The organism is Citrobacter sp. RHB35-C21 (assembly GCF_013816515.1).
In the GTDB taxonomy this organism is placed as follows: domain Bacteria; phylum Pseudomonadota; class Gammaproteobacteria; order Enterobacterales; family Enterobacteriaceae; genus Citrobacter; species Citrobacter braakii.
This window is the reverse complement of the sequence record NZ_CP057147.1, coordinates 1,082,282-1,107,104: the sequence shown is the minus strand read 5'-3', so window position 1 is coordinate 1,107,104 and position 24,823 is coordinate 1,082,282. Positions and strand designations below refer to the sequence as shown.

The following is a 24,823-nucleotide window of genomic DNA, read 5'->3' as shown; positions in this document are numbered from 1 at the left end:
CGCTATCGCGGTGACAGTTTTGTCCATATCAAAGCCGGGTTTGGCGCATCAGCCTCCCGGCTTTTTTTAGTGATACCAGTCACATAGCTCAGTCAATCATATAAATACCGATGATGTTTCATTAAAAATAGCGCGCTACGCAAACGATTACCTTTAAAACCCAACCGTGATTTATCTTAGGAAATTATTATTAGTCGCCAAAATCCTCTAAAAACAACAGTTTTTACAGCGTAACGCTCGTATCTTCGCGCCTTCGCTTTCATGATATATGTCGTTAATGTTAGCCTTCGCGCCCGTAAATTCGCTTTGACTATTTTTTAACAGATTAATGGTCCAAATTTATCCACATAAAAGGTGGATTATTGCATTTGGGATCGCGATCACTGATACATTCATTACTAAAATGTATCTTTCCGCCCGCAAATTATTACGGCGAAAAATTATATAAAAAATCGCTCAACGAATTTCGATTTACAGTCGGGTATTTTCTCATTGGATTGACCCCAAACCCGACTTTTTAAGCTTCCTCCAGGAGAAATAGATGGAAAACACTCAAACCAGCACTATCGTTACGGGCCAGACCCGCAGCGCATGGCGCAAGACAGACACCATGTGGATGCTGGGCCTTTACGGCACGGCGATTGGCGCGGGTGTATTGTTCCTGCCGATTAACGCAGGCGTAGGCGGTATGATTCCGCTGATCATCATGGCGATCCTTGCTTTCCCAATGACCTTCTTTGCACACCGCGGCCTGACTCGCTTCGTGCTGTCCGGTAAAAATCCGGGTGAAGACATTACTGAAGTTGTAGAAGAACACTTTGGTGTAGGCGCAGGTAAACTGATTACCCTGCTCTACTTCTTCGCTATCTACCCAATTCTGTTGGTCTACAGCGTAGCCATCACCAACACCGTCGAAAGCTTCCTGACCCACCAGTTGGCAATTACGCCGCCGCCGCGCGCAATCCTGTCTCTGATCCTGATTGTCGGCATGATGACCATCGTGCGTTTCGGTGAGCAGATGATCGTGAAGGCGATGAGCATCCTGGTATTCCCGTTTGTTGCCGCCCTGATGCTGCTGGCGCTGTACCTGATCCCTCAGTGGAGCGGTGCCGTTCTGGAAACCCTGTCCTTTGACTCTGCAGCAACCACCGGCAACGGACTGCTGTTGACCCTGTGGCTGGCAATTCCGGTAATGGTGTTCTCCTTCAACCACTCACCAATCATCTCCTCCTTCGCCGTGGCGAAGCGTGAAGAATACGGTGATGAAGCTGAGAAGAAATGCTCTAAGATTCTGGCATTCGCTCACATCATGATGGTGCTGACCGTTATGTTCTTCGTCTTCAGCTGCGTATTTAGCCTGACCCCAGCGGATCTGGCTGCAGCGAAAGAGCAGAACATCTCTATCCTGTCTTACCTGGCAAACCACTTTAACGCGCCGATCATTGCCTGGATGGCACCGATCATCGCGATTATCGCTATCACCAAATCCTTCCTCGGCCACTACCTGGGCGCACGTGAAGGTTTCAACGGTATGGTGATTAAGTCTCTGCGCGGCAAAGGCAAAACCATCGAAATCAACAAACTGAACAAAATCACTGCGCTGTTCATGCTGGTAACCACCTGGATTGTGGCGACGCTGAACCCAAGTATCCTCGGTATGATTGAAACCCTGGGTGGCCCAATCATCGCGATGATTCTGTTCCTGATGCCGATGTATGCAATTCAGAAAGTACCGGCAATGCGTAAATACAGCGGCCATATCAGCAACGTCTTCGTTGTGATTATGGGCCTGATCGCTATCTCCGCTATTTTCTACTCTCTGTTCAGTTAATTCCCCTGCGCCGCTCCTCGGGGCGGCGCACCTCGATACACAATGGACGCCTCATGATTAGCGTATTCGATATTTTCAAAATCGGCATTGGCCCTTCCAGCTCCCACACTGTTGGCCCGATGAAAGCAGGCAAACAATTCACGGATGACCTGATTGCACGCGGAATTCTCACTGACGTAACCCGCGTAGTGGTTGATGTCTATGGCTCCTTGTCTCTGACGGGGAAAGGTCACCATACCGACATCGCGATTATTATGGGCCTGGCGGGTAATCTGCCGGATACCGTAGACATTGATGCCATCCCGGCCTTTATCCAGGATGTGAATACTCATGGACGTTTGCTGCTGGCGGACGGTCAACATGAGGTCGAGTTCCCGGTCGACAAGTGCATGAATTTCCATGCGGACAATCTGTCCCTGCACGAAAACGGGATGCGTATTACCGCACTGGCGGGCGAAAAAGCCATTTACAGCCAGACTTACTATTCCATTGGCGGTGGGTTCATCGTTGATGAAGAACATTTTGGTTTACCGAACAACTCTCCGGTAAACGTGCCGTATCCGTATAAATCTGCGGCTGATTTGCAACGTCATTGCCAGGAAACCGGCCTGTCACTTTCCGGTCTGATGATGCAAAACGAACTGGCGCTGCACAGCAAAGAAGAGCTGGAACAACACTTCGCCAACGTCTGGGACGTCATGCGCAGCGGGATTGAGCGCGGCATCACCACCGAAGGTGTATTGCCGGGCAAACTGCGCGTTCCACGTCGCGCGGCGGCGCTGCGTCGTATGCTGGTCAGCAGCGACAAAACCACCACTGATCCGATGGCGGTTGTTGACTGGATCAACATGTTCGCGCTGGCCGTGAACGAAGAAAACGCTGCCGGTGGACGCGTGGTTACGGCGCCAACTAATGGCGCATGCGGGATTGTTCCTGCCGTGCTGGCGTACTACGACAAGTTTATCCGCGAAGTGAATGCTAACTCGCTGGCACGCTACATGCTGGTCGCGAGCGCCATTGGTTCACTGTACAAGATGAACGCCTCTATCTCTGGCGCCGAAGTGGGCTGTCAGGGTGAAGTCGGCGTTGCCTGCTCCATGGCTGCGGCCGGTCTGGCTGAACTGCTGGGCGGTAGCCCAACGCAGGTGTGCATCGCGGCGGAAATCGGTATGGAACATAACCTGGGTCTGACCTGCGATCCGGTTGCCGGCCAGGTGCAGGTACCGTGCATTGAGCGTAACGCCATTGCTTCGGTTAAAGCAGTGAACGCCGCACGTATGGCGCTGCGCCGTACCAGCGAACCGCGCGTGTGCCTTGATAAAGTCATCGAGACCATGTACGAAACCGGTAAAGACATGAACGCCAAATACCGTGAAACATCTCGCGGCGGTCTGGCGATGAAGATTGTCACCTGCGATTAAGTCCCACCACGTTTCAGGGTCTGTAGGCCGGATAAGGCGCTCGCCGCCATCCGGTCTACGGATAACGCTATTTCGCAACACTCGCCTCCCCTCGCCGTGAATGTTACCCTACAAACTTATTTGTTAGGGAGAACACTGTGGCCGTCCACCTGCTCATTGTCGATGCACTGAACCTTATCCGCCGCATTCACGCCGTACAGGGCTCACCCTGCGTAGAGACGTGCCAGCACGCGCTCGATCAGTTGATTGTGCACAGTCAGCCTACGCACGCCGTGGCGGTATTCGATGATGAAGCGCGCAACAGCGGCTGGCGTCACCAACGGTTGCCTGACTACAAAGCAGGTCGCCCCCCGATGCCTGATGAATTGCACCAGGAAATGCCCGCCTTACGCGCCGCTTTTGAACAGCGCGGCGTCTGCTGTTGGGTCTCCAGCGGGAATGAAGCCGATGATTTAGCCGCAACCCTGGCGGTTAAAGTGAGCCAGGCGGGACATCAGGCTACCATCGTCTCAACCGATAAAGGCTATTGTCAGTTGCTCTCCCCGACGCTGCGTATTCGTGACTACTTCCAGAAGCGCTGGCTGGATGCACCGTTTATTGAGAAAGAGTTTGGCGTGCTGCCGCAGCAGTTGCCTGATTACTGGGGACTGGCCGGGATCAGCAGTTCGAAAGTACCGGGGGTTGCAGGTATTGGTCCCAAAAGCGCCACGCAGCTGCTCGTACAGTTTCAACATCTGGAAGGCATTTACGCGCATCTTGATGAAGTACCAGACAAGTGGCGCAAGAAACTAGAGATGCACCAGGAGATGGCGTTTCTGTGTCGCGATATCGCACGGCTGCAAACGGACTTACATATCGACGGAAACCTGCAGCAATTACGGTTGGTGCGATAGGTCTGTTGCCGAATGGCGCTGTGCTTATCTGGCCTACACGTCGAACACCCCGGTAGGCCGGATAAGGCTTTCACGCCGTCACGCTGAAAAATTACCAGGCGGTGTGGTACAGCTCAACGATATCCCCAAGATTCGCTTCACGCGGATTTCCCCCGGTACAAACATCGTCCAATGCCGCCTGCGCCAGCGCAGGAATATCCTCTTTACGTACGCCAACATCGCGTAAATGCGGTGGGATCCCTACATCGCGGTTAAGGGCGAAGACGGCATCCACTGCCGCTTTACGTGCCTCTGCCAGCGTCAGTCCTTCAACCTTAACTCCCATCACCCGGGCGATATCGCGGAATTTTTCCCCGGTGAATTCGGCGTTATAGCGCATCACGTGCGGCAGCAAAATGGCATTTGCTACGCCGTGCGGCGTGTTATAAAACGCGCCTAACGGGTGTGCCATTCCATGCACTAATCCCAGACCAACGTTGGAAAAGCCCATCCCGGCCACGTACTGGCCCAGCGCCATCGCTTCCCCGGCCTGGGTATCGCCCGCAACGGAACCACGTAATGCCCCGGCTATCATTTCAATGGCTTTAATGTGCAGCGCATCGGTAAGCGCCCATGCTGCCCGCGTAATGTACCCCTCAATAGCATGGGTCAGGGCATCCACTCCGGTGGCGGCTTTTAGCGCCGCTGGCATGCCGTCCATCATGTCTGCATCGATGAACGCTACCTGTGGGATGTCATGGGGGTCGACACAAACAAACTTACGCCGATTTTCTTCGTCAGTGATCACGTAGTTAATGGTCACTTCCGCTGCCGTTCCCGCGGTGGTGGGGATAGCCATAACCGGCACGCTCGGGTTGCGCGTTGGCGATAACCCTTCAAGGCTGCGTACATCCGCAAACTCAGGGTTATTATTGATAATGCCAATCGCTTTACAGGTATCCTGAGGGGAGCCTCCGCCGATGGCGATCAGATAGTCTGCGCCGCTTTGCTGAAAGACACCCAACCCTTCCTGCACCACCGCAATGGTTGGGTTAGGAATAACGCCTGAATAGATTTCCCATGCCAGACCAGCAGCATCCATTCGGGAAGTCACCTTATCGACAACGCCGCACTGCACCAGATTTTTATCAGTCACAATCAACGCTTTGCGATAACCACGACGGATGACTTCATCGGTTAATGCACCAACAGCTCCCCGGCCAAACCATGCCGTTTCGTTCAGAATCATTCTGTTCGCCATCGTATTTCTCCTTTTCGCTATGCGAAATTACTCTTCAATGCGTAATCCGTAAGATTTGAATTTCTCCAGCACAATGGCGATCTCCTCGTCATCCAGCACCGGCACCGGGTCAACAATCGCCAGCGTGCTCAGATAAAGGCGGGCCAGAACTTCCACTTCATGCGCCAACCACAGTGCTTTTTCCAAATTCGCTTCACAAGCAATCAACCCATGGTGCTGTAAAAGCGTTGCCTTACGGTTTTTCAGGGCGACGCTCACATGCTCTGACAGCTCTCGTGTACCAAACGTCGCATAAGGCGCACACGGAATAGAGTTCCCCCCAGCCGCCGCAATCATGTAGTGAATTGCCGGGATAGGGCGATTAAGAATAGAAACGGCCGTGCAATGTACGGCATGGTTATGGACAACCGCATTGGCATCCGGACGTGTCTGGTATGCCGCCAGGTGAAAACGCCATTCACTGGAGGGTAATTGTCCTTTATCATATTTCCCGTCGTTATCTACATACACGATCATATTTTCAGTAAGTCTTTCGTAAGGAATACCGCTGGGCGTGATCAGCATCCCATTTTCATAACGCGCACTCACATTTCCCGCCGTCCCCTGATTCAATCCAAGGCTGGTCATTTCAAGGCAGGTTTCAATGATTTCTCGCGACAAACGCATTCTTTCCATAATGATTCTCCGGGTACAGTTTCCCCTCGTCTTTATTGCGAAAAATGCAGCCGCAGAGTAAGACGGGTCAGGTTTCAGATACAGGCAGCCACTGAACGTATATATTCAGGTTCAGTAGGCCGATTTATTTATAGCGGCGTATTAAGGTTGTCTTACGCGCTTAATAAGTTTCATCTCAACTTTTACAGTTTCTTTAATTGGCTGGTCATCAATAGCACTCATCATCATATCGAACGCTTTTTCCGCCCAAACATTTTCATCCTGCTGCATTGACCAGACATTATTGGCGAGGAATCCCAGCATTGGGTGTTCATCGAATGTCCCAATATTAATTTCAGGTGGAATTGTGCCAAAACGATTACGAATAGCGTTAATGGCCCCCTCCAGTACGGGTAATGATGAGGCAATAAATGCCTGTGGGCAGCCCTGTTCGCCGATCAACTCATCCATCAGTCGATAACCCCCCTCGGGCGTGTTGTCCGGCCCTTCGCGCACCCAATCGCTATGCAAAATACCATTATTGCTCAATGCATTAAGATAACCTTGCAAACGGTCGCCGATGCTGGGTAATCCCGTATCTCCCACCAAAAACCAGATCGGCGACTTTCCAGCGTCAAACAAACTTTGCGTCAACTTTTCGCCGCCCAAAATGTTATGGCTTTCTACCAGAGCGTTATCGGTATACTTAAAATCACGGTCAAGTAACACCATCGGTTTTCTGACCTGACGTAAATGGTGCTGCTGATTCTCTAATGTTGAGGGAACAATAAAAAGGCCATCGACATTGCGAGCTATTAACGCTTTGGTCAGTTTATTTTCGTAATCAACATCGTCATAGGTACAGCTAATCGTTAGCTGATAACCGGAACGACGACAGCGTTGCTCAAGTTTTTCTGCGAGTGTGGCAAAAAACACGTTAGAAATATTGGGCACAATCAATCCCAACGTATCCGTTTTATTCAATTTCAGGCTACGTGCTGAATGGTTAATGACGTAACCATAGCGCTCGACATATTCATTAATACGCGTTTGGGTTTTGACACTGATTCGATATTGCTCTGCTTTCCCGTTCAGCACCAGTCGTACGGTCGTAACCGATAAATTCAGATCGCTGGCTATCTGTTCTACTGTTTTAGCCATTTATATGCCCCAGTTCACATCCAAAAACGTCAATCTACAATCATAAAAGTATTTTAAACTTTTGTCTTACTGCATAAGTTGGTTAATCGCCTGCTGCTGATCCCACATCATCAGATAAGCCTGATATTTGCGGTCATAGAAGTTCCGCCGTGCCGGGTTAGCCTTAATCACCTCGCCTGATCGAACCATCGCCTGGCATGCAGATGGAATATTTTCCCACGCGCCGCAGGCAACCGCGCCAGTGATGGCCGCCCCTAACGTCACCGCATCCTCTTCCTGCATCAGATGAATATCGCATCCGGTGGCATCGGCATATTCTCGCAACCATAGTGGGTTATGCGTTGCGCCGCCGCACAGCGTCAGTCGGGAAATGGTGTGACCGTTTTCGCGCATCACTTCCATAATATGCCGCGTACCGCAGGCGATCGCCTGTAATGTCGCCAGGTACAGACGAGCAACCTGCATCTCGCCTCGCTCAAGAGTCAAACCGCAAACACTCCCCCGGGCATCGGGTCGCGCGCGCGGTGAACGATTACCGTGATGATCGGCCAGCACATGCAAATAACGACCAGGCTCTGGCTCCAGCGCCTCAAGTGCGGCAACCCATTCATTAACTAAAACGATGGGATGGCAACCCCGCGCCTCAGCCTTGTGAAATAGCGCCGCGCTGGCTCCTGACTCCTGAAGCGTCCAGTCGACTAACGCCCCAGCAGCACTTTGCCCCCCTTCTGTCAGCCAGTAGCCTGGCAGCATGGCTGACCAGTACGGCCCCCATACACCTGGTGTATGAATTTCCTGCTCGCTGCACAGCATATGGCAATTTGACGTTCCGCTGATCAACGCCAACGTCCCCTCAGGCTCAACACCGGCAAGCGCTACTCCGCCCGCATGGGCATCAATCATTCCGCTGGCGACGACCACTGCAGTCGTCAGCCCCAGCGCCTGGGCCGCATCGGCGCTAAGCGTTCCAACGGCAGCGCCTGGCGGCAGGATCCGCGACGGGATTTTTCCCAACAAATCCGTTAGCTCAACAGCGTCAAGCAGGGAGTGGCTAAAGCGTTGTTCATGTGCCAGATAGTTCCATTTACAGGTCAGCGTGCACAGACCAGCAACATCACAGGCGGTAGCTTTAGAGACCAGAAAGTCCGCCAGATCGTAGAAGCGATGCGCACTCTGCCAGGTGGCTGGAAAATGGTTTTTCAACCACAGTACTTTAGGAAGCTCCATTTCGACGCTGACTTCACCGCCAACGTAGCGCAAAGCCGGATCCTGCGTGGCGTTTATACGTTGCGTCTCCTGCGCCGCACGATGATCCATCCACATGATGATGTTATGGTCTGATGGTTCGCCTGGTGAAACCGCCAGGCCCCGCCCCAGTTCATCCAGTGCCACCAATGAACAGGTGGCATCAAATCCCAATGCGCGGATCTCCTCAATGCGAACCCCGGATGACGACACCGCCTCCTTCACTGCATGGCAAACCTGCTGCCAGATTTCTGCAGATGACTGCTCAACCCGCTCAGGACCGGGTCGAAACTGCGAGATGGCGTGTGTCGCAAAAGCCAGCCGTTTGCCACTGGCATCAAAGACACCAGCCCTGACGCTGGCGGAACCGACATCCACACCGAGGAAATATCCACTGCCCATAGTAACTCCCTGACGCTGGCGAATGATGGGGCGAGCACTTCGCCCCAACGGTGTTATTTTTTACCGAATGGGTGTAACAGCTTGTCAATTTCCGGGGTGTCAATGTTCTTCGCATTAACGAATTTAACCGGAATATCAATTTCTTTCGGTACAGACTGACCCGATACCGCTGCATTTAGTGTCTTGATACCCTGGTAGCCAATCTGATAAGCGTCCTGCACGACAAAGCCCTGAATGACCCCAGACTTCAGGAAAGCAATGATTGCCTCGGTGCTATCAAAACCAATCACTTTCACTTTGCCTTTCAGGTTTTGACTATCAATGGCGTTTGCTACGCCCAGCGTTGAGCCTTCATTGGTGCCATAAATCCCTGCAATATCAGGGTTGGCCTGGATCATATCGATGGTTTTATCCATCGCTTTTTGCGGATCGCCATCGCTGTACTGGACCGGTAGCACCTGGATTTCCGGGTATTTCTCCTTCATGCGGGCAATAAATCCTTCCGAACGCTCAATCGCTGAGGAGGTCCCCGCTACGTGCGCAATAATGCCCACTTTACCTTTGCTGCCCACTTCCGCAGCCAGTGCATCCGCCGCTTCAGCACCGGCTTTACGGTTATTCGTGGCGACAAAGCTCACTGGAATATCGGAATTCACGCCGGAGTCAAACGTCACAACTTTAATGCCGCGTGAATTTGCGGTCTCAACTAATGGCGCCAGCGCATTGGCATCTAACGCTGCCAGCAATAGCCCATTGGGTTTTTGCGCCATCGCGTTTTCAACTAGCTGAATCTGCTCGGCAATCTGAGTTTCATCCGCCGGGCCAACATAGCTGGTTTTATCACCCGACTCTTTTGCTGCCGCTTCCGTCCCCATTTTTACGGTTTGCCAGAATTCATGCTGGAAACCTTTACTGACCACCGGAAGGTTCATATCTTTAGCCAATACGCTGGATGTCATACAGGCCAGCAGGGATAACGCATAGACAAAATTCCTGGTTCTCATTGTTTTACTCCGTTCTGAGTGAGTCACCCTAAACGTCAGGGTTATGATGCCCCGTGACTTCCGGGAGCGTAAATCAACGAATTTTTTTGCGTAATGTATCGAGATAAACCGCAGCAATGACCACCACGCCCATGGCCACCATTTGCCAGAACTGGGAAACCCCCATCAGGTTCAGACCATTTTTCAACACGCTCATAATGAATGCGCCGATGATAGTCCCGCCGATGGTGCCAATTCCCCCCATCAGGCTCGTCCCACCAATAACAACCGCCGCGATGGCTTCCAGTTCATAACCCACGCCAACCGTTGGCTGACCAGAGTTCAAACGTGAGGCCAGAATAACCCCGGCGATCCCGGTCAGCAGACCGCAAAAGGCGTAGACGAAAATTTTGACGCGTTGAACTTTAATTCCGGAAAGGTGTGCGGCCACCTCATTGCTACCCACAGCGTAAACATAGCGACCAATCACCGTTTTCTTCAGGATGTAGGCGGCGATTAGCGCCACCACCACCAGGTAAAAAACGGGATAAGGCAACACATCGAACAAACGTCCCTGGGCCAGCATTTTGAAGGTGGGGTAATCAGCGAAATAAATCGCACGACCATCTGTCATCACCATATTGATGCCTCTGACGGACATCATCAGGCCCAGCGTGGCGATAAAAGGTGGGATAGTCATTTTGGTGACCAGCAGACCATTGATATAGCCGCATAATCCACCGGCCAGCACCCCGGCCAGAATACATACGGGCAGAGGCAATCCCAGCGTGGCGCTGATGCCTACCGCAACACCCGAAAAGGCCACCACCGAGCCAAGAGAAAGGTCGATTCCTGACGTGATAATGACGAAGGTAACGCCAATCGCCATAATGCCAATCACTGAAGTTTGCAGAGCGATTGTCATGATGTTTTCAGTGTTAAAGAAAAATGGCGAACCAAAGCTAAAAAATATTACTAAAATAATCAGACTCAAAAGCGGCGCAAGGCGCATTAAAAGTTCTTTGTTAATTTTTATTTTCTTATTATTGCTGTCTGAAGAGGTTACAGAGATAGTCATAAATTAGTCCTCTAACGTCGCATATTGCATGATTTTTTCTTGTGTGGCGTCATCAGAAGCTAACTCCCCGGTAATACGTCCATTACGCATCACTAAAATGCGATCGCACATACCCAGCACTTCCGGTAATTCAGAGGAGATCATGATAATTGACTTCCCTTTTGCCACCAGTCGATTCATTAATTCATAAATCTCAAGTTTGGCACCCACATCAATACCGCGAGTGGGTTCATCAAAGATGAGAATATCGGTGTCTTTACACACCCATCTGGCAATAATAATTTTCTGCTGATTACCACCACTTAAATTCAGAGCAGCCTGTTCTAAATGTGGTGTTTTAATGCGTAGGGCTTTCACCTGTTCTTCGCTGGTTTTCTGACAACGTTTGCTGTCCACGTTGCCATAACGATCGGAATACTCAGGATAATTGCCCAACATAATATTGCGCTCAACGGACAGTCCTAATGCCAGCCCCTCTTTTTTCCTGTCCTCGGTTAAATAGCTGATACCCTGTTTGATAGCATCAGGAATATCTTTAATTACCGTCACGTTACCGTTCAGCTTGAGGGTTCCGCCATCAATGGGATCCGCACCAAAAATCGCCCGCGCCAGCTCAGTACGTCCTGCCCCCATCAGACCGGCGAAGCCCAAAATTTCGCCCTGATACAGAGTGAAATCAATATTGTTCAATACGCCATTGCGCGTCAGACCGCTTACTTCCAACACCGGCTTGCGTTGAGCCAAAGGTTCGCGGCGAGGATAGATATTGCCAAGATCGCGCCCAACCATCATGGCAATCAGATCGCTAATTTTAACCGCATCATAATCCACAGTGGCAATAAACTGACCATCCCGCATCACCGTCGCGCGATCGGCGATCAGCGCCAGTTCCTCTAACCTGTGCGAGATATAAACAATGCCCGTTCCCTGTTCTTTCAGCAAACGAGTAACCTGAAATAAGCTGTCAATTTCCGTTTCGGTCAGTGCTGCCGTCGGTTCATCCATAATAAGAATCTTGGCATTCACCGATATCGCTTTAGCAATCTCAACCATTTGTTGTTGCGCGACGGTCAGATCGGCCACCAGCGTTTCTGGAGAGATATTCAGGTTTAATTTTTGCAAAATATCGATAGCTGCCTGTCGCTGTTGTTTATCATCCAGACGCCAGCGATTATTTTTGCAAAACTCCCTGCCAATAAATATATTATCTTCCACCGTGAGTTCAGGGAAAAGGTTAAACTCCTGGTGAATGATAGTGATACCTGCGCTTTGTGCACTCAACGGGTTCGCAAAAGTAACAGGTTGTCCCTCAAAAATAATATCCCCTTCATCAGGCTGATAAACACCGGATAAAATCTTCATCAACGTAGACTTTCCTGCGCCATTCTCACCCAGCAGCGCATGAACCTCTCCTTTGCGTAAAGCAAAATCCACATTACTCAACGCTAATACGCCGGGAAAACGTTTCGTAATATGACTCATCTGTAAAAATGTTTCAGACATTGCTGCTTTCCTCAATATACAGAAACTGCAATCAGTGAATCAGGCGCAAAACGTTGCCAGGAAGCCATCGTCACCGTTAATGCGAATACTACCTATAAGTTCATATGCGTTTTATCAATTATGCTAACTCGAGTTAGCGAAGTGCCTTTTAAAGCTATTTTAGCTACTCAAAATAGCCAAATCATTTGGTTTAAAACTGTGACGCTGAACAGACAATTTATTATAAATAATTAATTTAAAAAGGATTTATTGAAAATACCCGTCCTGGTTTATTTGACGCAGATCGAATTTTAACCACTTCTCGTGAAGCCTCTCACAGTTCCACAACAAAAAAGTTGTGCAAAAAACTCTCTAATACCTAAGCTAACTCGAGTTAGCAAAAATGGGTTATTCAGCCAACTGCGACAGTGGTGTTCAACATCCGCTTTTGCAGCACGGCATAAAGTGAGATGAGGAACCTCGAATGAACAAATATAGCTTACCGAAAATTGGAATTCGTCCGGTGATTGATGGGCGCCGTATGGGTGTTCGTGAATCGCTCGAAGAGCAAACCATGAATATGGCAAAAGCCACTGCTGCGCTGATCACAGAGAAACTTCGTCACGCCTGTGGTGCACAAATTGAATGTGTGATTGCCGACACTTGCATTGCCGGGATGGCTGAATCTGCCGCCTGTGAAGAAAAATTCAGCAGCCTGAACGTAGGCGTGACGATTACTGTTACCCCATGCTGGTGCTACGGTAGCGAAACCATCGACATGGATCCGATGCGCCCGAAAGCTATCTGGGGCTTTAACGGAACAGAACGTCCCGGCGCAGTTTATCTGGCCGCAGCATTGGCTGCGCATAATCAAAAAGGACTTCCCGCCTTCTCTATTTACGGCCATGACGTACAGGATGCCGGCGACACCACGATCCCTGCCGATGTTGAAGAAAAATTGCTGCGCTTTGCCCGCGCGGGCCTGGCGGTTGCCAGTATGAAAGGCAAAAGCTACCTGTCCGTAGGCGGTGTTTCAATGGGCATTGCCGGCTCGATTGTCGATCATAACTTCTTTGAATCCTGGCTGGGGATGAAGGTTCAACCCGTTGATATGACCGAACTGCGTCGTCGCATCGACCAAAAAATCTATGACGAAGCTGAGCTGGAAATGGCGCTGGCGTGGGCGGATAAAAACTTCCGCTACGGTGAAGATCAGAACGCACAGCAATATAAGCGTAACGCAGAGCAGAGCCGTGAGGTGCTGAAAGAGAGCCTGCTGATGGCCATGTGCATTCGCGACATGATGCAGGGTAACCAAAAACTGGCAGACAAAGGTCGGGTTGAAGAGTCGCTGGGGTACAACGCGATTGCCGCAGGCTTCCAGGGCCAGCGTCACTGGACCGATCAATACCCGAATGGCGATACCGCCGAAGCACTGCTCAACAGCTCCTTTGACTGGAACGGCATTCGCGAACCGTTCGTTGTCGCCACCGAAAACGACAGCCTGAACGGCGTGGCGATGCTGTTTGGTCATCAACTCACCGGCACAGCGCAGGTCTTTGCCGATGTGCGCACCTACTGGTCGCCAGAGGCGGTTGAACGCGTCACGGGTAAACCGCTGACCGGCCTTGCTGAGCACGGTATTATTCACCTGATTAACTCCGGCTCGGCAGCGCTGGATGGCTCCTGCAAACAGCGTGACGGCGAAGGGAAACCGACCATGAAGCCGCACTGGGAAATCTCACAGAAAGAGGCGGATGATTGCCTGGCGGCTACCGAATGGTGTCCGGCTATTCACGAATACTTCCGCGGCGGCGGCTATTCTTCTCGCTTCCTGACCGAGGGCGGCGTGCCGTTCACCATGACCCGCATCAACATCATCAAAGGCCTGGGCCCGGTGCTGCAAATCGCGGAAGGCTGGAGCGTGGAATTGCCGAAAGAGATGCACGACCAGCTTGATGCGCGCACCAACTCCACCTGGCCAACCACCTGGTTCGCCCCGCGCTTAACCGGTAAAGGCCCGTTCAGCGATGTCTATTCCGTCATGGCTAACTGGGGCGCAAACCACGGCGTACTGACGATTGGTCACGTGGGCGCGGACTTTATTACGCTCGCCGCCATGTTGCGTATCCCGGTTTGTATGCACAACGTGGAAGACGAAAAAATTTACCGCCCTTCAGCCTGGGCAGCCCATGGTATGGATATGGAAGGCCAGGATTATCGCGCCTGCCAGAACTACGGCCCGCTGTATAAGCGTTAATGCGACTCTGGCCCGGTGGCGCAAGCTTACCGGGCCTGCGCGGTGAATTTTGTAGGCCGGGTAAGCGCTGCGCCATCCGGCTACGTTTGGGGAGCGATTATGAAACAAGACGTTATCCTGGTTCTCGACTGTGGCGCGACCAACGTGCGGGCTATCGCCGTTGACCGACAGGGAAAGATTGTCGCCCGCGCAGCAACCCCGAACGCCAGTGACATCGCAACAGAAAACAGTACCTGGCATCAATGGTCGCTGGAGGCCATTCTGCAACGCTTCGCCGATTGCTGTCAGCGCCTCTGCACGCAACTAGCCGCCTGCCATGTCCGCGGGATCGCCGTCACCACTTTTGGCGTAGACGGCGCGCTGGTTGATAAGAACGGCAAGCAGCTGTATCCGGTGATTAGCTGGAAATGCCCACGCACCGCAGCGGTGATGGAGAATATTCACCGTTACATATCACCGCAGCAATTGCAGGAAATTTCCGGCGTCGGCGCATTTAGCTTCAACACGCTGTATAAACTGGTGTGGCTGAAAGAAAACCATCCGCAATTTCTGGAGCAGGCGCACGCCTGGTTGTTTATCTCGTCGCTTATCAACCACCGTTTAACCGGCGAGTTCACTACAGATATCACCATGGCGGGCACCAGTCAGCTGCTGGACATCCGGCAGCGCGATTTTAGTCATGACATTTTGCAGGCTACGGGCATACCGCGCCGTCTGTTCCCGCGCCTGGTTGAAGCAGGCGAACAGATTGGGGCTTTGCAACCAGAGGCTGCCAGCCTGCTCGGGCTTACGGCGGGAATTCCGGTCATCTCTGCCGGCCACGACACGCAGTTTGCGCTATTTGGCGCTGGAGCCCAGCCAGATGAACCGGTGCTCTCTTCCGGCACATGGGAAATTCTGATGGTGCGCAGTGCGCAGGTGGATACCTCCCAGCTCAGCCAATATGCGGGTTCCACTTGTGAGCTGGATAGCCAGGCTGGACTGAATAACCCCGGCATGCAGTGGCTGGCTTCCGGTGTACTTGAGTGGGTGCGTAAGCTGTTGTGGACTGCCGACACCCCCTGGCAGACGTTGATTGACGAAGCCAGGGCCATCCCGGCAGGCGCCGAAGGCGTGAAGATGCACTGCGACCTGCTGGCCTGTCAGAATGCGGGCTGGCAAGGGGTTACGCTCAATACCACCCGTGGGCACTTTTATCGCGCCGCGCTGGAAGGACTGACAGAACAGCTGCAGCGAAACCTCCATACGCTGGAAAAAATCGGTCATTTCCAGGCCACAGAACTGCTATTGGTTGGTGGGGGAAGCCGCAACGCGTTGTGGAATCAGATCAAAGCGAATGTGCTCGGGATACCTGTCAAAGTGCTGGATGACGCCGAAACCACCGTGGCAGGTGCCGCAATGTTTGCGTGGTCGGGCATTGGGGAATTTGCCTCACCGGAACAGGCACGCGGGCAGGTACGCTACCAGTACCGTTACTTTTATCCGCAAACCGAATCCGAACTAACAGGAGTTGAGTAATATGCTCAAAACAATATCTCCCTTAATTTCGCCCGACCTGCTGAAGGTGCTGGCTGAGATGGGGCACGGCGATGAGATTATATTTTCCGATGCCCACTTCCCGGCCCACAGCATGGGACCACAGGTTATCCGCGCCGACGGTCTATTGGTCAGCGACCTGCTACAGGCGATTATTCCGCTCTTTGAACTGGACAGCTATGCCCCACCGCTGGTGATGATGGCGGCTGTTGAAGGCGATGCCCTCGATCCTGACGTCGAGGCCCGCTATCGTCAGGCGCTTTCACTGCAAACCCCCTGCCCGGACATCACGCGTATTGACCGCTATGCCTTCTATGAACGCGCGCAACAGGCGTTTGCTATCGTTATCACAGGAGAGCGGGCAAAGTACGGGAATATTCTATTAAAAAAAGGAGTAACCCCGTAATCTCTGGTCTGAATGCCCGTCAGCTACGGGCATTCATCATAAGATGAGGATCAGAACATGAAAGCGGCGCGCCAGCAGGCGATCGTAGATCTGCTTACCAACCACAAAAATCTGACAACCGAAACCCTTGCTTTGCAACTTAAGGTCAGCAAAGAGACCATCCGCCGCGATCTCAGCGAGTTACAAGCCCAGGGAAAAGTGCTGCGCAATCACGGGCGGGCCAAAGTGATTCATCGGGAAAATCAGGACAGCGGCGACCCGTTTCATATGCGACTCAAAAGCCACTATGCCCACAAAGCGAATATTGCCCGCGAAGCGCTGGCATGGATCGAAGAAGGTATGGTGATAGCCCTGGACGCCAGCTCAACGTGCTGGTACCTGGCGCGACAGTTACCGGACATCAACATTCACGTCTTTACCAACAGCCAGCCCATTTGCCAGGAATTGGCTAAACGCGAACACCTTCAGCTCATCAGCTCCGGCGGTCGCCTTGAGCGTAAATACGGTTGCTATGTTAACCCCTCGCTCATCTCGCAGCTCAAACCACTCGAGATCGATCTGTTTATTTTTTCCTGCGCAGGGATCGACAGCGACGGCGCACTCTGGGACTCTAACGCGACCAATGCCGACTTCAAGTCCATTCTGCTTAAGCGCGCAGCGCAGTCATTATTGCTGATCGATAAAAGTAAATTTAATCGTTCGGGGGAGGCCCGGATTGGGCATCTGGATGATGTGACGCATATTATTTCAGATACGCCGCTGATTGAAACAATGCAGGCCGGATAAGGCATTTACGCCTTCATCCGGCCTGCAATTTTACCTTATCGCTCGTCGCGACGACCACCAACAGCAGCCCACAGGCGACGGACGTGCACGGTGACTTCTTCACGGTCATGATACAGCTGACGCGCCTGAATCTGGGCATTTACGCCATGCTCATCAAGCTGTGCCTGAATATAAGCCAGGTTTTGCGACACCTCTTCGTAGCGTTTTTTCATCGGCAGCTTGAGGTTGAAAATAGTCTCACGACACCAGCCGTTGACCAGCCACTGCGCCATCAGGGCGGCAACCTTCGCGGGCTTTTCCACCATGTCGCAAACCATCCACGAAATGTTATTGCGATTTGGCCGGTACTTAAATCCGTCTTCGCGCAGCCAGGTAACTTGTCCGGTATCCATCAGACTTTGCGCCATCGGACCATTATCCACGGAGTAAACCCACATGTTGCGTTTAACCAGTTGATAGGTCCAACCGCCCGGGCATGCCCCTAAATCCACCGCATACATTCCGTTAGCCAGACGTTCATCCCACTCATCAGCAGGAATAAACACGTGCAGCGCTTCTTCCAGCTTCAGTGTTGAACGGCTCGGCGCATCGGCCGGGAACTTCAGACGCGGAATGCCCATGTAGAACGGGGAGTTATTGCCAGGCCAGGAATAGCCGGTATAGCAACAGCCTGGTGCGATAAAGAACACATGAACCACCGGACGTTTTGGCGTTTCATATTTTGCCAGCACGCCCGCTTCCCGCAGCGCCGCGCGCAGCGGTACGGTAAACTTACGGCAAAATTTAACCAACTCTTTGCTTTCATTGGTATCAGCAACTTCAACGCGCAGATCGCCGCCTTTCTCCACCACGCCCTGCAACATGCCGACAATCGGCGTAATGCGGTCTTCCGGCGGTAAATATTGCAGCAGTTCGCCCACCACAAACATTTGACGGGCAAAAATCAGCGAGCTAAACGGCAACTCTTTCACTAACTTTTCGGCATCGTCCTGCTGATAGCATTCGAAGATGACGTAACCCGCATTGTCTTTCACGCGGGCAAAACCGAAGATTTCCCGGCGTCCTGCTTTATCCGTAATTTCTGCGGCGCACTCTTTTTCAAAACCTGGGCGACACAACAATACAACCTTATTCATGGCTAACGCCCTTACGTTTCAATCGAATAGCGCCCACTAACATCAGCGCCCAGCCCACAAGGAAGCTGAAACCGCCGACGGGGGTAACAAACGCCCACAGGCGTAAATGAGAGAGCGCGAGGCAATACAGGCTGCCGCTAAACAGCACCGTTCCTAATGCCAAAAACACGCTACTCCAGTAAAACCAAATGCTAATGCGCCGCTGCATGGCGACGGCCAGGCCAAATATAGCCAGCGTATGGAACGCCTGATACTCGAGGCCAGTCTGGATCCACCCCATCTCAACGACACCGAGGGTTTTACTCAGAACATGTGCCCCAAAGGCGCCCAACGCCACAAAGATAAAGCCACTTACGGCGGCAAAAATCAGCATAAAACGGCTGGTCATGTGAATACCCTACGTAAATTATTGTTCATAACGAAAGCGGAATTTTTCTTGTTCCGTGGCCGCTTTCGCCAGAATCCACTGACGGAAGGCGGCTATTTTACCCAGTTCTGCCTGACTGTCATGACAAACCAGATAAAATGCGTTTTTGCTGACCAGAACATCATTAAACGGACAGACCAGACGTCCGGCTTCTATTTCGGATTGCGCCATGACGTTATTAGCCAACGCAATTCCCTGTCCATGGATAGCAGCCTGGAGCACCATGGCGCTATGGCTGAAGATGGGTCCCTGCTGTACGTTGATATGATTCAGGCCAAGCTGGCGCGTATAGGCTTGCCAGTCACGGCGCGACGCATCGTGCAATAATGTGTGTTTCGCCAGATCTTCGGGCGTCTTTAGCGGTTTATCACCGGTGAGTAATAGCGGCGAGCAGACCGGCAATAAATATTCTGCGTACAATTTTTCAACACGCAGACCCGGCCAGTTGCCACGTCCGTAGAAAATCGCCACATCAACGTCGTCAGCCAGTTTGTCTTCCTGACGGTCCACCGCCTGGATCCTGACATCGATTCCCGGATAAGCTGAGTTAAAGCTAGAGAGTCTGGGAACCATCCATTGGATTGCAAAACTGGGCAATAAACTCACGGTGAGCGCACCTTTTGCACTGCGTGCCTGAAGTTTACGCGTCGCGTCGGTTAATTGCGAAAAAATCTCTTTGATGTCGAGAAAGTAGCTTTGGCCTTCTTCCGTTAACAGCAAAGATCGATTGCGACGACGAAACAGCTTCAGCCCCAGGAAATCCTCAAGTGACTTGATTTGATGACTTACTGCGGCCTGCGTCACAAAAAGCTCTTCTGCTGCGCGAGTAAAGCTCAAATGACGCGCTGCAGCATCAAAAACACGCAACGCATTTAGGGGTGGTAATCGTTTTGACATGACTTTTAGGCTTTGATGTTAAATGAATTTAACAATTAACCAACAGGTTGTAACCTATTAGTTTTTTTTATCTGAGCCATTATAAATTGTCCGTTGAGGTTCTACCAGCAAATACCTATAGTGGCGGCACTTCCTGAAGCCGGAACGAAAAGTTTTATCGGAATGCGTGTTCTGGTGGGCTTTTGGCTTACGGTTGTGATGTTGTGTTGTTGTGTTTGCAATTGGTCTGCGATTCAGACCATGGTAGCAAAGCTACCCTTTTTCACTTCCTGTACATTTACCCTGTCTGTCCATAGTGATTAATGTAGCACCGCCAAATTGCGGTGCTTTTTTTTGTCCGACTCTTTGTCGATGGACGACCGGTTAGTTATCCAGTTCTACCATCTCTTTCACATCGGTACGGTTAATCTGCTGTTTGTTGCCGTTAGCGTCTTTATACGAAATCATCCCCGTTTCATTGTCGGTCTGTGGCTTACCATCAGATACGATTGATCGACCATCATTGGTGTGCATCACGTAATTCGAACCAGAACAGGCGCTCAGGGCAAAAGTCAGCATACAAGCAGAGATAATTGCGGCAGTCTTTTTCATCTTTTTCTCCTTAAAGCGATTTATGCTATTAAAAACACACTCCGTAACAGGCTAAATTGCTCGCCTAACGGTATATAGCATAAGACACTGCGTGGACTTTGCCAGGATATCCAGAGTATTCCGATGGTTAGCACACCCCTTGTATCAGCGCCCTTTTTGCGCCACGATCGGTTTACTGAACTGAGGAATACCATGAACGCTTTTAACCCCGCGCAGTTTCGCGCGCAATTTCCCGCACTCAACGATGCTGGCGTCTATCTCGACAGCGCTGCTACAGCACTGAAGCCGCAGGCAGTGATTGAGGCCACCCATCAGTTTTATAGCCTGAGCGCCGGGAACGTCCATCGCAGCCAGTTTGCCGAAGCACAGCGCCTGACCGCACGCTATGAAGCCGCGCGGGAAAAAGTCGCAAGCCTGATTAATGCGCCGGATGACAAAACAATCGTCTGGACCCGCGGTACGACGGAAGCGATCAACATGGTTGCCCAAAGCTATGCGCGACCGCGGTTACAACCGGGTGATGAGATTATCGTTAGCGCAGCAGAGCATCATGCCAACCTCGTGCCCTGGCTGATGGTGGCGGAGCAAACGGGGGCGAAGGTCGTCAGACTACCGCTTAACGGCCATTTATTGCCAGACGTAGAAAGCCTCGCGCAACTCATCACTCCACGCAGTCGCATTCTGGCGCTTGGGCAGATGTCGAACGTTACCGGCGGTTGCCCGGATCTGGCCCGCGCCATTACGCTCGCCCATGCGGCTGGTATGGTGGTGATGGTGGATGGCGCCCAGGGTATTGTCCATTTCCCCGCCGACGTACAGCAATTAGACATTGATTTCTATGCGTTCTCGGGCCACAAGCTGTATGGCCCCACCGGCATTGGCGTGCTGTACGGTAAACCGGAACTGCTGGATGCCATGTCTCCCTGGCTCGGTGGCGGTAAAATGATTAGCGAAGTTAGTTTTGACGGTTTCACCACCCAGGCTGCTCCATGGAAGCTGGAGGCCGGTACGCCTAACGTTGCTGGCGTTATCGGGCTAAGCGCGGCGCTCGAATGGCTGGCGGACGTTGACGTGGTGCAAGCCGAAAACTGGAGCCGGGGTCTGGCGACGCTGGCAGAAGATGCACTGGCGAAACGCCCCGGCTTTCGCTCCTTCCGCTGCCAGGACTCCAGTCTGTTAGCCTTTGATTTCGCAGGGGTTCATCACAGCGACATGGTGACGTTGCTGGCCGAATATGGCATTGCACTGCGTGCAGGACAACACTGTGCTCAACCGCTGCTGGCAGAACTGGGCGTATCCGGGACGCTACGCGCCTCATTTGCACCTTATAATACGCAAAGTGATGTAGATGCGTTGGTCACAGCCGTTGACCGCGCGCTGGAAATATTGGTGGATTAATGACAAGCCCTCTGTTCGCCGGACACCCGTTTGGCACAACCGTAACGGAAGAGACGTTACGCAATACCTTTACCCCGCTCACCCAGTGGGAAGATAAATATCGCCAGCTGATTCTGCTGGGTAAGCAGTTGCCAGCGCTTCCGGATTCGCTAAAGGCGCAGGCCAAAGAGATCGCGGGCTGCGAAAACCGCGTTTGGCTGGGGCATACCCTTCATGAGAATGGTACTTTGCATTTCTTCGGCGACAGCGAAGGTCGCATTGTACGCGGGCTGTTGGCGGTATTACTCACGGCGGTTGAAGGTAAAACCGCAGCCGAGTTACTGGCGCATTCGCCTATGGCATTATTTGACGAGCTAGGTTTACGCGCGCAGCTCAGCGCCTCGCGTACCCAGGGGCTGCATGCTCTGAACGAGGCGATTCTTGAGGCTGCCCGACAGGTTTGATGGTTGCCGGATGGCGACGCGAACGCGTCTTATCCGGCACAACACTCAACTCTGGCGCGCCGCTTTCGCCATCATCTTCTTCAGCGCGTGTGAGACGGCAACAAAGCCAAAGGTGGCGGTCACCATAGTGGCCGCGCCAAAACCGGATGCGCAATCCATGCGCTTCGGCCCTTCCGCCGTCGCCTTCATCGCACATACCGAGCCATCTGCCTGCGGGTAAACCAGCGCTTCTGTCGAGAACACACAGTCCACGCCCAGCTTGCCTTTGCTGTTTTTCACCACGCCAAAATCGCTTTTCAGCCGCTCGCGTAGCTTGGCTGCCAGCGGATCCTGGATAGTTTTTGCCAAATCAACGACCTGTATCTGCGTCGGGTCGATCTGCCCTCCCGCACCACCGGTGGTCACCAGCGGAATTTTGTTACGCCGACACCAGGCGATCAGTGCCGCTTTTGGGCGCACGCTGTCAATCGCATCAATGACATACGAATAACCCGCACTCATATACTCAGCAACATTATCCGGCGTGACAAAATCATCGACCACGTTCACCCGGCACTCCGGGTTAATCTGGCGGATACGTTCAGCCATCACTTCAGCTTTTGCCAGGCCGACGTTATCGCGCAGAGCATGGATCTGGCGGTTAGTATTGGTGACGCACACATCATCCATATCGATGAGCGTGATGGCGCCAATACCGGTACGCGCCAGCGCTTCCGCCGCCCACGACCCTACCCCGCCAATCCCGACCACGCAAACGTGCGATTGGGCAAACAACTGCAGCGCATTTTCGCCATACAGACGCGCCGTACCGCCAAAACGCTGGCGCCAGGCATCACTGATAACCACAGACATAACACCTCAAATTCATTAATATCGAGCGCCATCCGGCTATTAACCGCTGAACACGTTACCCGTACCCGGCGCTGTTTTCAGTACCCACACGCGACCGTAGTGATTATACCACCCCGCACGGTGTCCGGCGTCAGCACCAATGCCCTGATAGATATCGAAGTGTTGCCCTTTAATAGCGCCACCCACATCTAACGCCACCATCAGGCGCAGTTCGTACTGGCCGGTAAACTTGCCGTTATTGTCCAGTAACGGGACTTCCGCCAGCAATGTTGTGCCCGCCGGAATGATACTGCGGTCAGAAGCCACAGATGCGCGGCCAATCAACGGTACCGCGCTGGCCCCTTTGACCGGTGCAAAAGATTGCGGTTTAAAGAAGACAAACGATGGGTTCTGCTCCAACAGCTCACGCACTTCGGCTTCGCTGTGCGTTTCACCCCAATGGCGAATAGCCTGCATCGACATATCTTCTTTTTTCACTTCGCCACGGTCGATAAGCACTTTACCGATGCTGCGATAGGCGTGGCCGTTTTTCCCGGAATAGCTAAAGAAGTTAAGCGGACTGCCATCGCCAAAATCGATGTAACCACTGCCCTGCACATCCATAATGAAGTTATCCATCAGGGAGTTGCTGTACGCCAGAATGTAGTTGTCGCTCAGCGCACCCGCGTAAATCTCGGCCCGGCTTGGTAAACGGCCACGTTTTGGCGGCATGCGATAGATAGGATACTGAAACTCGCCCTGGCGCGTATGGCGCGCCTGAATAACCGGCGTGTAATAACCGGTAAACTGGACGTTACCGTAGTTGTCCGCCCCTTCCATTTGCCAGGCATCAATACCAAACTGGCGCATACTGCGCGTATCACCGCCCGCACGTAACCACTGCTGGATAGCGTTGTAAACGTTGCTCTGGTTGCCGTACAAACGTGGCGAAGCGCTGCGTATTTGATTAACCTGCTCGGCGAAATCACCGGCATTGATTGGTGCGCCAACCGCATCAGGCTGGTTCACCAGTGAGAAAGGCTGGGTAAATTTCCCGTCTTTATACTGCTGCCCACGATCGGTGGGTTTTGAGGAACACGCGGCGAGCATCGCGACGACAGCTCCCGCAAGAAGATATTTTGCCCAACGTCCTTTCATTGTTCTCGTCTTATGTTGCCTGAATGCGAGACGAAGATAACAAACCCACGAACCTAATGAAATGCGTATACATACCCGAACGCAAATTTTGAGCAAAAAACAATCCAGAATGCGTTGTTTTTGTTCATTTTCACCTTAAAAACGTGATCAAGGTGAAAAAAGGGTTGCATGAAAATGCGAGCAGAGTATAGTGCGCATCCACGGACGCGGGGTGGAGCAGCTTGGTAGCTCGTCGGGCTCATAACCCGAAGGTCGTCAGTTCAAATCTGGCCCCCGCAACCAATTAAAATTTGATGAAATAAAAGCAGTACGGTGACGCGGGGTGGAGCAGCCTGGTAGCTCGTCGGGCTCATAACCCGAAGGTCGTCGGTTCAAATCCGGCCCCCGCAACCAATCAAATTTGATAAAATATAAAGCAGTACGGTGACGCGGGGTGGAGCAGCCTGGTAGCTCGTCGGGCTCATAACCCGAAGGTCGTCGGTTCAAATCCGGCCCCCGCAACCAACATTATAAACACCCTAAAGGGTGTTTTTTTGTATCTGCGGTCCATAAAAAAAGCGCTTT

22 protein-coding genes and 3 tRNA genes are annotated in these 24,823 nt (G+C 52.2%); 12 read left to right on the top strand and 13 right to left on the bottom strand.

The annotated features are described in order from the left end of the window. Window positions 1-541 precede the first annotated feature (541 nt). The 3 genes from HVZ39_RS05395 to xni all read left to right on the top strand — a co-directional run bounded on the left by HVZ39_RS05395 (window position 542) and on the right by xni (window position 4,145). A complete protein-coding gene (locus HVZ39_RS05395; RefSeq protein ID WP_016154247.1) occupies window positions 542-1,831 on the top strand; it encodes an HAAAP family serine/threonine permease in 1,290 nt (429 codons plus the stop codon). A 53-nt stretch (window positions 1,832-1,884) separates the two neighbouring features. After that, entirely contained in the window at window positions 1,885-3,252 is a 1,368-nt protein-coding gene (locus HVZ39_RS05390; RefSeq protein ID WP_019077586.1) for an L-serine ammonia-lyase, read from the top strand. 137 nt (window positions 3,253-3,389) lie between these two features. Beyond that, window positions 3,390-4,145, top strand: a complete 756-nt coding sequence (gene xni, locus HVZ39_RS05385; RefSeq protein ID WP_016154249.1) for a flap endonuclease Xni — start codon at window positions 3,390-3,392, stop codon at window positions 4,143-4,145. A 91-nt stretch (window positions 4,146-4,236) separates the two neighbouring features. Here the strand turns inward: xni and fucO are convergent, their stop codons facing one another. The 7 genes from fucO to HVZ39_RS05350 all read right to left on the bottom strand — a co-directional run bounded on the left by fucO (window position 4,237) and on the right by HVZ39_RS05350 (window position 12,411). Beyond that, entirely contained in the window at window positions 4,237-5,385 is a 1,149-nt protein-coding gene (fucO, locus tag HVZ39_RS05380; protein ID WP_094760834.1) for a lactaldehyde reductase, read from the bottom strand. 27 nt (window positions 5,386-5,412) lie between these two features. Next, window positions 5,413-6,060 (bottom strand): L-fuculose-phosphate aldolase, encoded by a 648-nt coding sequence (gene fucA / locus HVZ39_RS05375; protein ID WP_003034062.1) that lies wholly within the window; start codon window positions 6,058-6,060, stop codon window positions 5,413-5,415. Between the two features lie 141 nt (window positions 6,061-6,201). Continuing rightward, window positions 6,202-7,200 (bottom strand): LacI family DNA-binding transcriptional regulator, encoded by a 999-nt coding sequence (locus HVZ39_RS05370; RefSeq protein WP_131346702.1) that lies wholly within the window; start codon window positions 7,198-7,200, stop codon window positions 6,202-6,204. A 66-nt stretch (window positions 7,201-7,266) separates the two neighbouring features. Then, entirely contained in the window at window positions 7,267-8,847 is a 1,581-nt protein-coding gene (locus tag HVZ39_RS05365) for an FGGY-family carbohydrate kinase (RefSeq protein ID WP_080859162.1), read from the bottom strand. Window positions 8,848-8,900: 53 nt separating this feature from the next. Continuing rightward, complete coding sequence (locus HVZ39_RS05360) at window positions 8,901-9,851, bottom strand: ABC transporter substrate-binding protein (RefSeq protein WP_016157361.1); 951 nt, start codon at window positions 9,849-9,851, stop codon at window positions 8,901-8,903. Between the two features lie 73 nt (window positions 9,852-9,924). Beyond that, the gene (locus HVZ39_RS05355) at window positions 9,925-10,908 is read right to left on the bottom strand and encodes an ABC transporter permease (RefSeq protein ID WP_003034055.1); all 984 of its coding nucleotides are present in this window, start codon (window positions 10,906-10,908) and stop codon (window positions 9,925-9,927) included. 3 nt (window positions 10,909-10,911) lie between these two features. After that, entirely contained in the window at window positions 10,912-12,411 is a 1,500-nt protein-coding gene (locus HVZ39_RS05350) for a sugar ABC transporter ATP-binding protein (RefSeq protein ID WP_181633310.1), read from the bottom strand. A 463-nt stretch (window positions 12,412-12,874) separates the two neighbouring features. Here HVZ39_RS05350 and fucI point away from each other — a divergent pair, with 463 nt between their 5' ends. The 4 genes from fucI to fucR all read left to right on the top strand — a co-directional run bounded on the left by fucI (window position 12,875) and on the right by fucR (window position 17,378). Continuing rightward, window positions 12,875-14,650 (top strand): L-fucose isomerase, encoded by a 1,776-nt coding sequence (gene fucI, locus HVZ39_RS05345; protein WP_181633309.1) that lies wholly within the window; start codon window positions 12,875-12,877, stop codon window positions 14,648-14,650. A 99-nt stretch (window positions 14,651-14,749) separates the two neighbouring features. Continuing rightward, window positions 14,750-16,168 (top strand): L-fuculokinase, encoded by a 1,419-nt coding sequence (fucK, locus tag HVZ39_RS05340; protein ID WP_049040356.1) that lies wholly within the window; start codon window positions 14,750-14,752, stop codon window positions 16,166-16,168. Window position 16,169: 1 nt separating this feature from the next. Then, window positions 16,170-16,592, top strand: a complete 423-nt coding sequence (gene fucU, locus HVZ39_RS05335) for an L-fucose mutarotase (RefSeq protein ID WP_019077593.1) — start codon at window positions 16,170-16,172, stop codon at window positions 16,590-16,592. A 57-nt stretch (window positions 16,593-16,649) separates the two neighbouring features. Continuing rightward, window positions 16,650-17,378 carry an L-fucose operon activator gene (gene fucR / locus HVZ39_RS05330; RefSeq protein WP_019077594.1) on the top strand — a complete coding sequence of 243 codons (729 nt, stop codon included), beginning with the start codon at window positions 16,650-16,652 and terminating at the stop codon, window positions 17,376-17,378. A gap of 35 nt (window positions 17,379-17,413) precedes the next feature. Here the strand turns inward: fucR and rlmM are convergent, their stop codons facing one another. The 4 genes from rlmM to HVZ39_RS05310 all read right to left on the bottom strand — a co-directional run bounded on the left by rlmM (window position 17,414) and on the right by HVZ39_RS05310 (window position 20,429). Further along, complete coding sequence (gene rlmM / locus HVZ39_RS05325; RefSeq protein WP_181633308.1) at window positions 17,414-18,514, bottom strand: 23S rRNA (cytidine(2498)-2'-O)-methyltransferase RlmM; 1,101 nt, start codon at window positions 18,512-18,514, stop codon at window positions 17,414-17,416. Beyond that, window positions 18,507-18,902: a DUF423 domain-containing protein gene (locus tag HVZ39_RS05320; protein ID WP_003034037.1), complete on the bottom strand. Its 396-nt coding sequence runs from the start codon at window positions 18,900-18,902 to the stop codon at window positions 18,507-18,509. Before HVZ39_RS05320 ends, rlmM begins: the two co-directional genes overlap by 8 nt. An 18-nt stretch (window positions 18,903-18,920) precedes the next feature. Continuing rightward, entirely contained in the window at window positions 18,921-19,838 is a 918-nt protein-coding gene (gene gcvA, locus HVZ39_RS05315; protein WP_016154260.1) for a glycine cleavage system transcriptional regulator GcvA, read from the bottom strand. Between the two features lie 363 nt (window positions 19,839-20,201). Further along, window positions 20,202-20,429 carry a YgdI/YgdR family lipoprotein gene (locus HVZ39_RS05310; protein ID WP_016154261.1) on the bottom strand — a complete coding sequence of 76 codons (228 nt, stop codon included), beginning with the start codon at window positions 20,427-20,429 and terminating at the stop codon, window positions 20,202-20,204. A gap of 192 nt (window positions 20,430-20,621) precedes the next feature. On the opposite strand from HVZ39_RS05310, the gene csdA reads away from it, so the two are divergent. Both csdA and csdE read left to right on the top strand, forming a co-directional pair. After that, window positions 20,622-21,827: a cysteine desulfurase CsdA gene (csdA, locus tag HVZ39_RS05305; protein ID WP_181633307.1), complete on the top strand. Its 1,206-nt coding sequence runs from the start codon at window positions 20,622-20,624 to the stop codon at window positions 21,825-21,827. After that, window positions 21,827-22,270 (top strand): cysteine desulfurase sulfur acceptor subunit CsdE, encoded by a 444-nt coding sequence (csdE, locus tag HVZ39_RS05300; protein WP_016154263.1) that lies wholly within the window; start codon window positions 21,827-21,829, stop codon window positions 22,268-22,270. Before csdA ends, csdE begins: the two co-directional genes overlap by 1 nt. A gap of 45 nt (window positions 22,271-22,315) precedes the next feature. Here the strand turns inward: csdE and tcdA are convergent, their stop codons facing one another. Continuing rightward, a complete protein-coding gene (gene tcdA / locus HVZ39_RS05295; RefSeq protein WP_019077596.1) occupies window positions 22,316-23,122 on the bottom strand; it encodes a tRNA cyclic N6-threonylcarbamoyladenosine(37) synthase TcdA in 807 nt (268 codons plus the stop codon). Window positions 23,123-23,161: 39 nt separating this feature from the next. Continuing rightward, a complete protein-coding gene (mltA, locus tag HVZ39_RS05290) occupies window positions 23,162-24,259 on the bottom strand; it encodes a murein transglycosylase A (protein ID WP_019077597.1) in 1,098 nt (365 codons plus the stop codon). A 205-nt stretch (window positions 24,260-24,464) separates the two neighbouring features. On the opposite strand from mltA, the gene HVZ39_RS05285 reads away from it, so the two are divergent. The 3 genes from HVZ39_RS05285 (at window position 24,465) to HVZ39_RS05275 (ending at window position 24,763) form a co-directional block, all read left to right on the top strand. Further along, a tRNA-Met gene (locus HVZ39_RS05285) sits at window positions 24,465-24,541 on the top strand. A 34-nt stretch (window positions 24,542-24,575) separates the two neighbouring features. Then, window positions 24,576-24,652, top strand: a tRNA-Met gene (locus HVZ39_RS05280). A gap of 34 nt (window positions 24,653-24,686) precedes the next feature. Next, window positions 24,687-24,763 (top strand) — tRNA-Met (locus tag HVZ39_RS05275). The last annotated feature ends 60 nt before the right edge of the window (window positions 24,764-24,823 follow it).

Bases quoted from the DNA above. Each gene is read 5' to 3' on its own strand.
- fucU (WP_019077593.1), top strand. From the start codon at position 16,170: ATGCTCAAAACAATATCTCCCTTAATTTCGCCCGACCTGCTGAAGGTG.
- HVZ39_RS05390 (WP_019077586.1), top strand. From the start codon at position 1,885: ATGATTAGCGTATTCGATATTTTCAAAATCGGCATTGGCCCTTCCAGC.
- fucI (WP_181633309.1), top strand. From the start codon at position 12,875: ATGAACAAATATAGCTTACCGAAAATTGGAATTCGTCCGGTGATTGAT.
- fucK (WP_049040356.1), top strand. From the start codon at position 14,750: ATGAAACAAGACGTTATCCTGGTTCTCGACTGTGGCGCGACCAACGTG.
- HVZ39_RS05370 (WP_131346702.1), bottom strand. From the start codon at position 7,200: ATGGCTAAAACAGTAGAACAGATAGCCAGCGATCTGAATTTATCGGTT.
- fucA (WP_003034062.1), bottom strand. From the start codon at position 6,060: ATGGAAAGAATGCGTTTGTCGCGAGAAATCATTGAAACCTGCCTTGAA.
- HVZ39_RS05365 (WP_080859162.1), bottom strand. From the start codon at position 8,847: ATGGGCAGTGGATATTTCCTCGGTGTGGATGTCGGTTCCGCCAGCGTC.
- gcvA (WP_016154260.1), bottom strand. From the start codon at position 19,838: ATGTCAAAACGATTACCACCCCTAAATGCGTTGCGTGTTTTTGATGCT.
- HVZ39_RS05320 (WP_003034037.1), bottom strand. From the start codon at position 18,902: ATGACCAGCCGTTTTATGCTGATTTTTGCCGCCGTAAGTGGCTTTATC.
- csdE (WP_016154263.1), top strand. From the start codon at position 21,827: ATGACAAGCCCTCTGTTCGCCGGACACCCGTTTGGCACAACCGTAACG.
- csdA (WP_181633307.1), top strand. From the start codon at position 20,622: ATGAACGCTTTTAACCCCGCGCAGTTTCGCGCGCAATTTCCCGCACTC.
- HVZ39_RS05360 (WP_016157361.1), bottom strand. From the start codon at position 9,851: ATGAGAACCAGGAATTTTGTCTATGCGTTATCCCTGCTGGCCTGTATG.
- fucR (WP_019077594.1), top strand. From the start codon at position 16,650: ATGAAAGCGGCGCGCCAGCAGGCGATCGTAGATCTGCTTACCAACCAC.
- mltA (WP_019077597.1), bottom strand. From the start codon at position 24,259: ATGAAAGGACGTTGGGCAAAATATCTTCTTGCGGGAGCTGTCGTCGCG.
- tcdA (WP_019077596.1), bottom strand. From the start codon at position 23,122: ATGTCTGTGGTTATCAGTGATGCCTGGCGCCAGCGTTTTGGCGGTACG.
- HVZ39_RS05395 (WP_016154247.1), top strand. From the start codon at position 542: ATGGAAAACACTCAAACCAGCACTATCGTTACGGGCCAGACCCGCAGC.
- rlmM (WP_181633308.1), bottom strand. From the start codon at position 18,514: ATGAATAAGGTTGTATTGTTGTGTCGCCCAGGTTTTGAAAAAGAGTGC.
- HVZ39_RS05310 (WP_016154261.1), bottom strand. From the start codon at position 20,429: ATGAAAAAGACTGCCGCAATTATCTCTGCTTGTATGCTGACTTTTGCC.
- HVZ39_RS05355 (WP_003034055.1), bottom strand. From the start codon at position 10,908: ATGACTATCTCTGTAACCTCTTCAGACAGCAATAATAAGAAAATAAAA.
- fucO (WP_094760834.1), bottom strand. From the start codon at position 5,385: ATGGCGAACAGAATGATTCTGAACGAAACGGCATGGTTTGGCCGGGGA.
- HVZ39_RS05350 (WP_181633310.1), bottom strand. From the start codon at position 12,411: ATGTCTGAAACATTTTTACAGATGAGTCATATTACGAAACGTTTTCCC.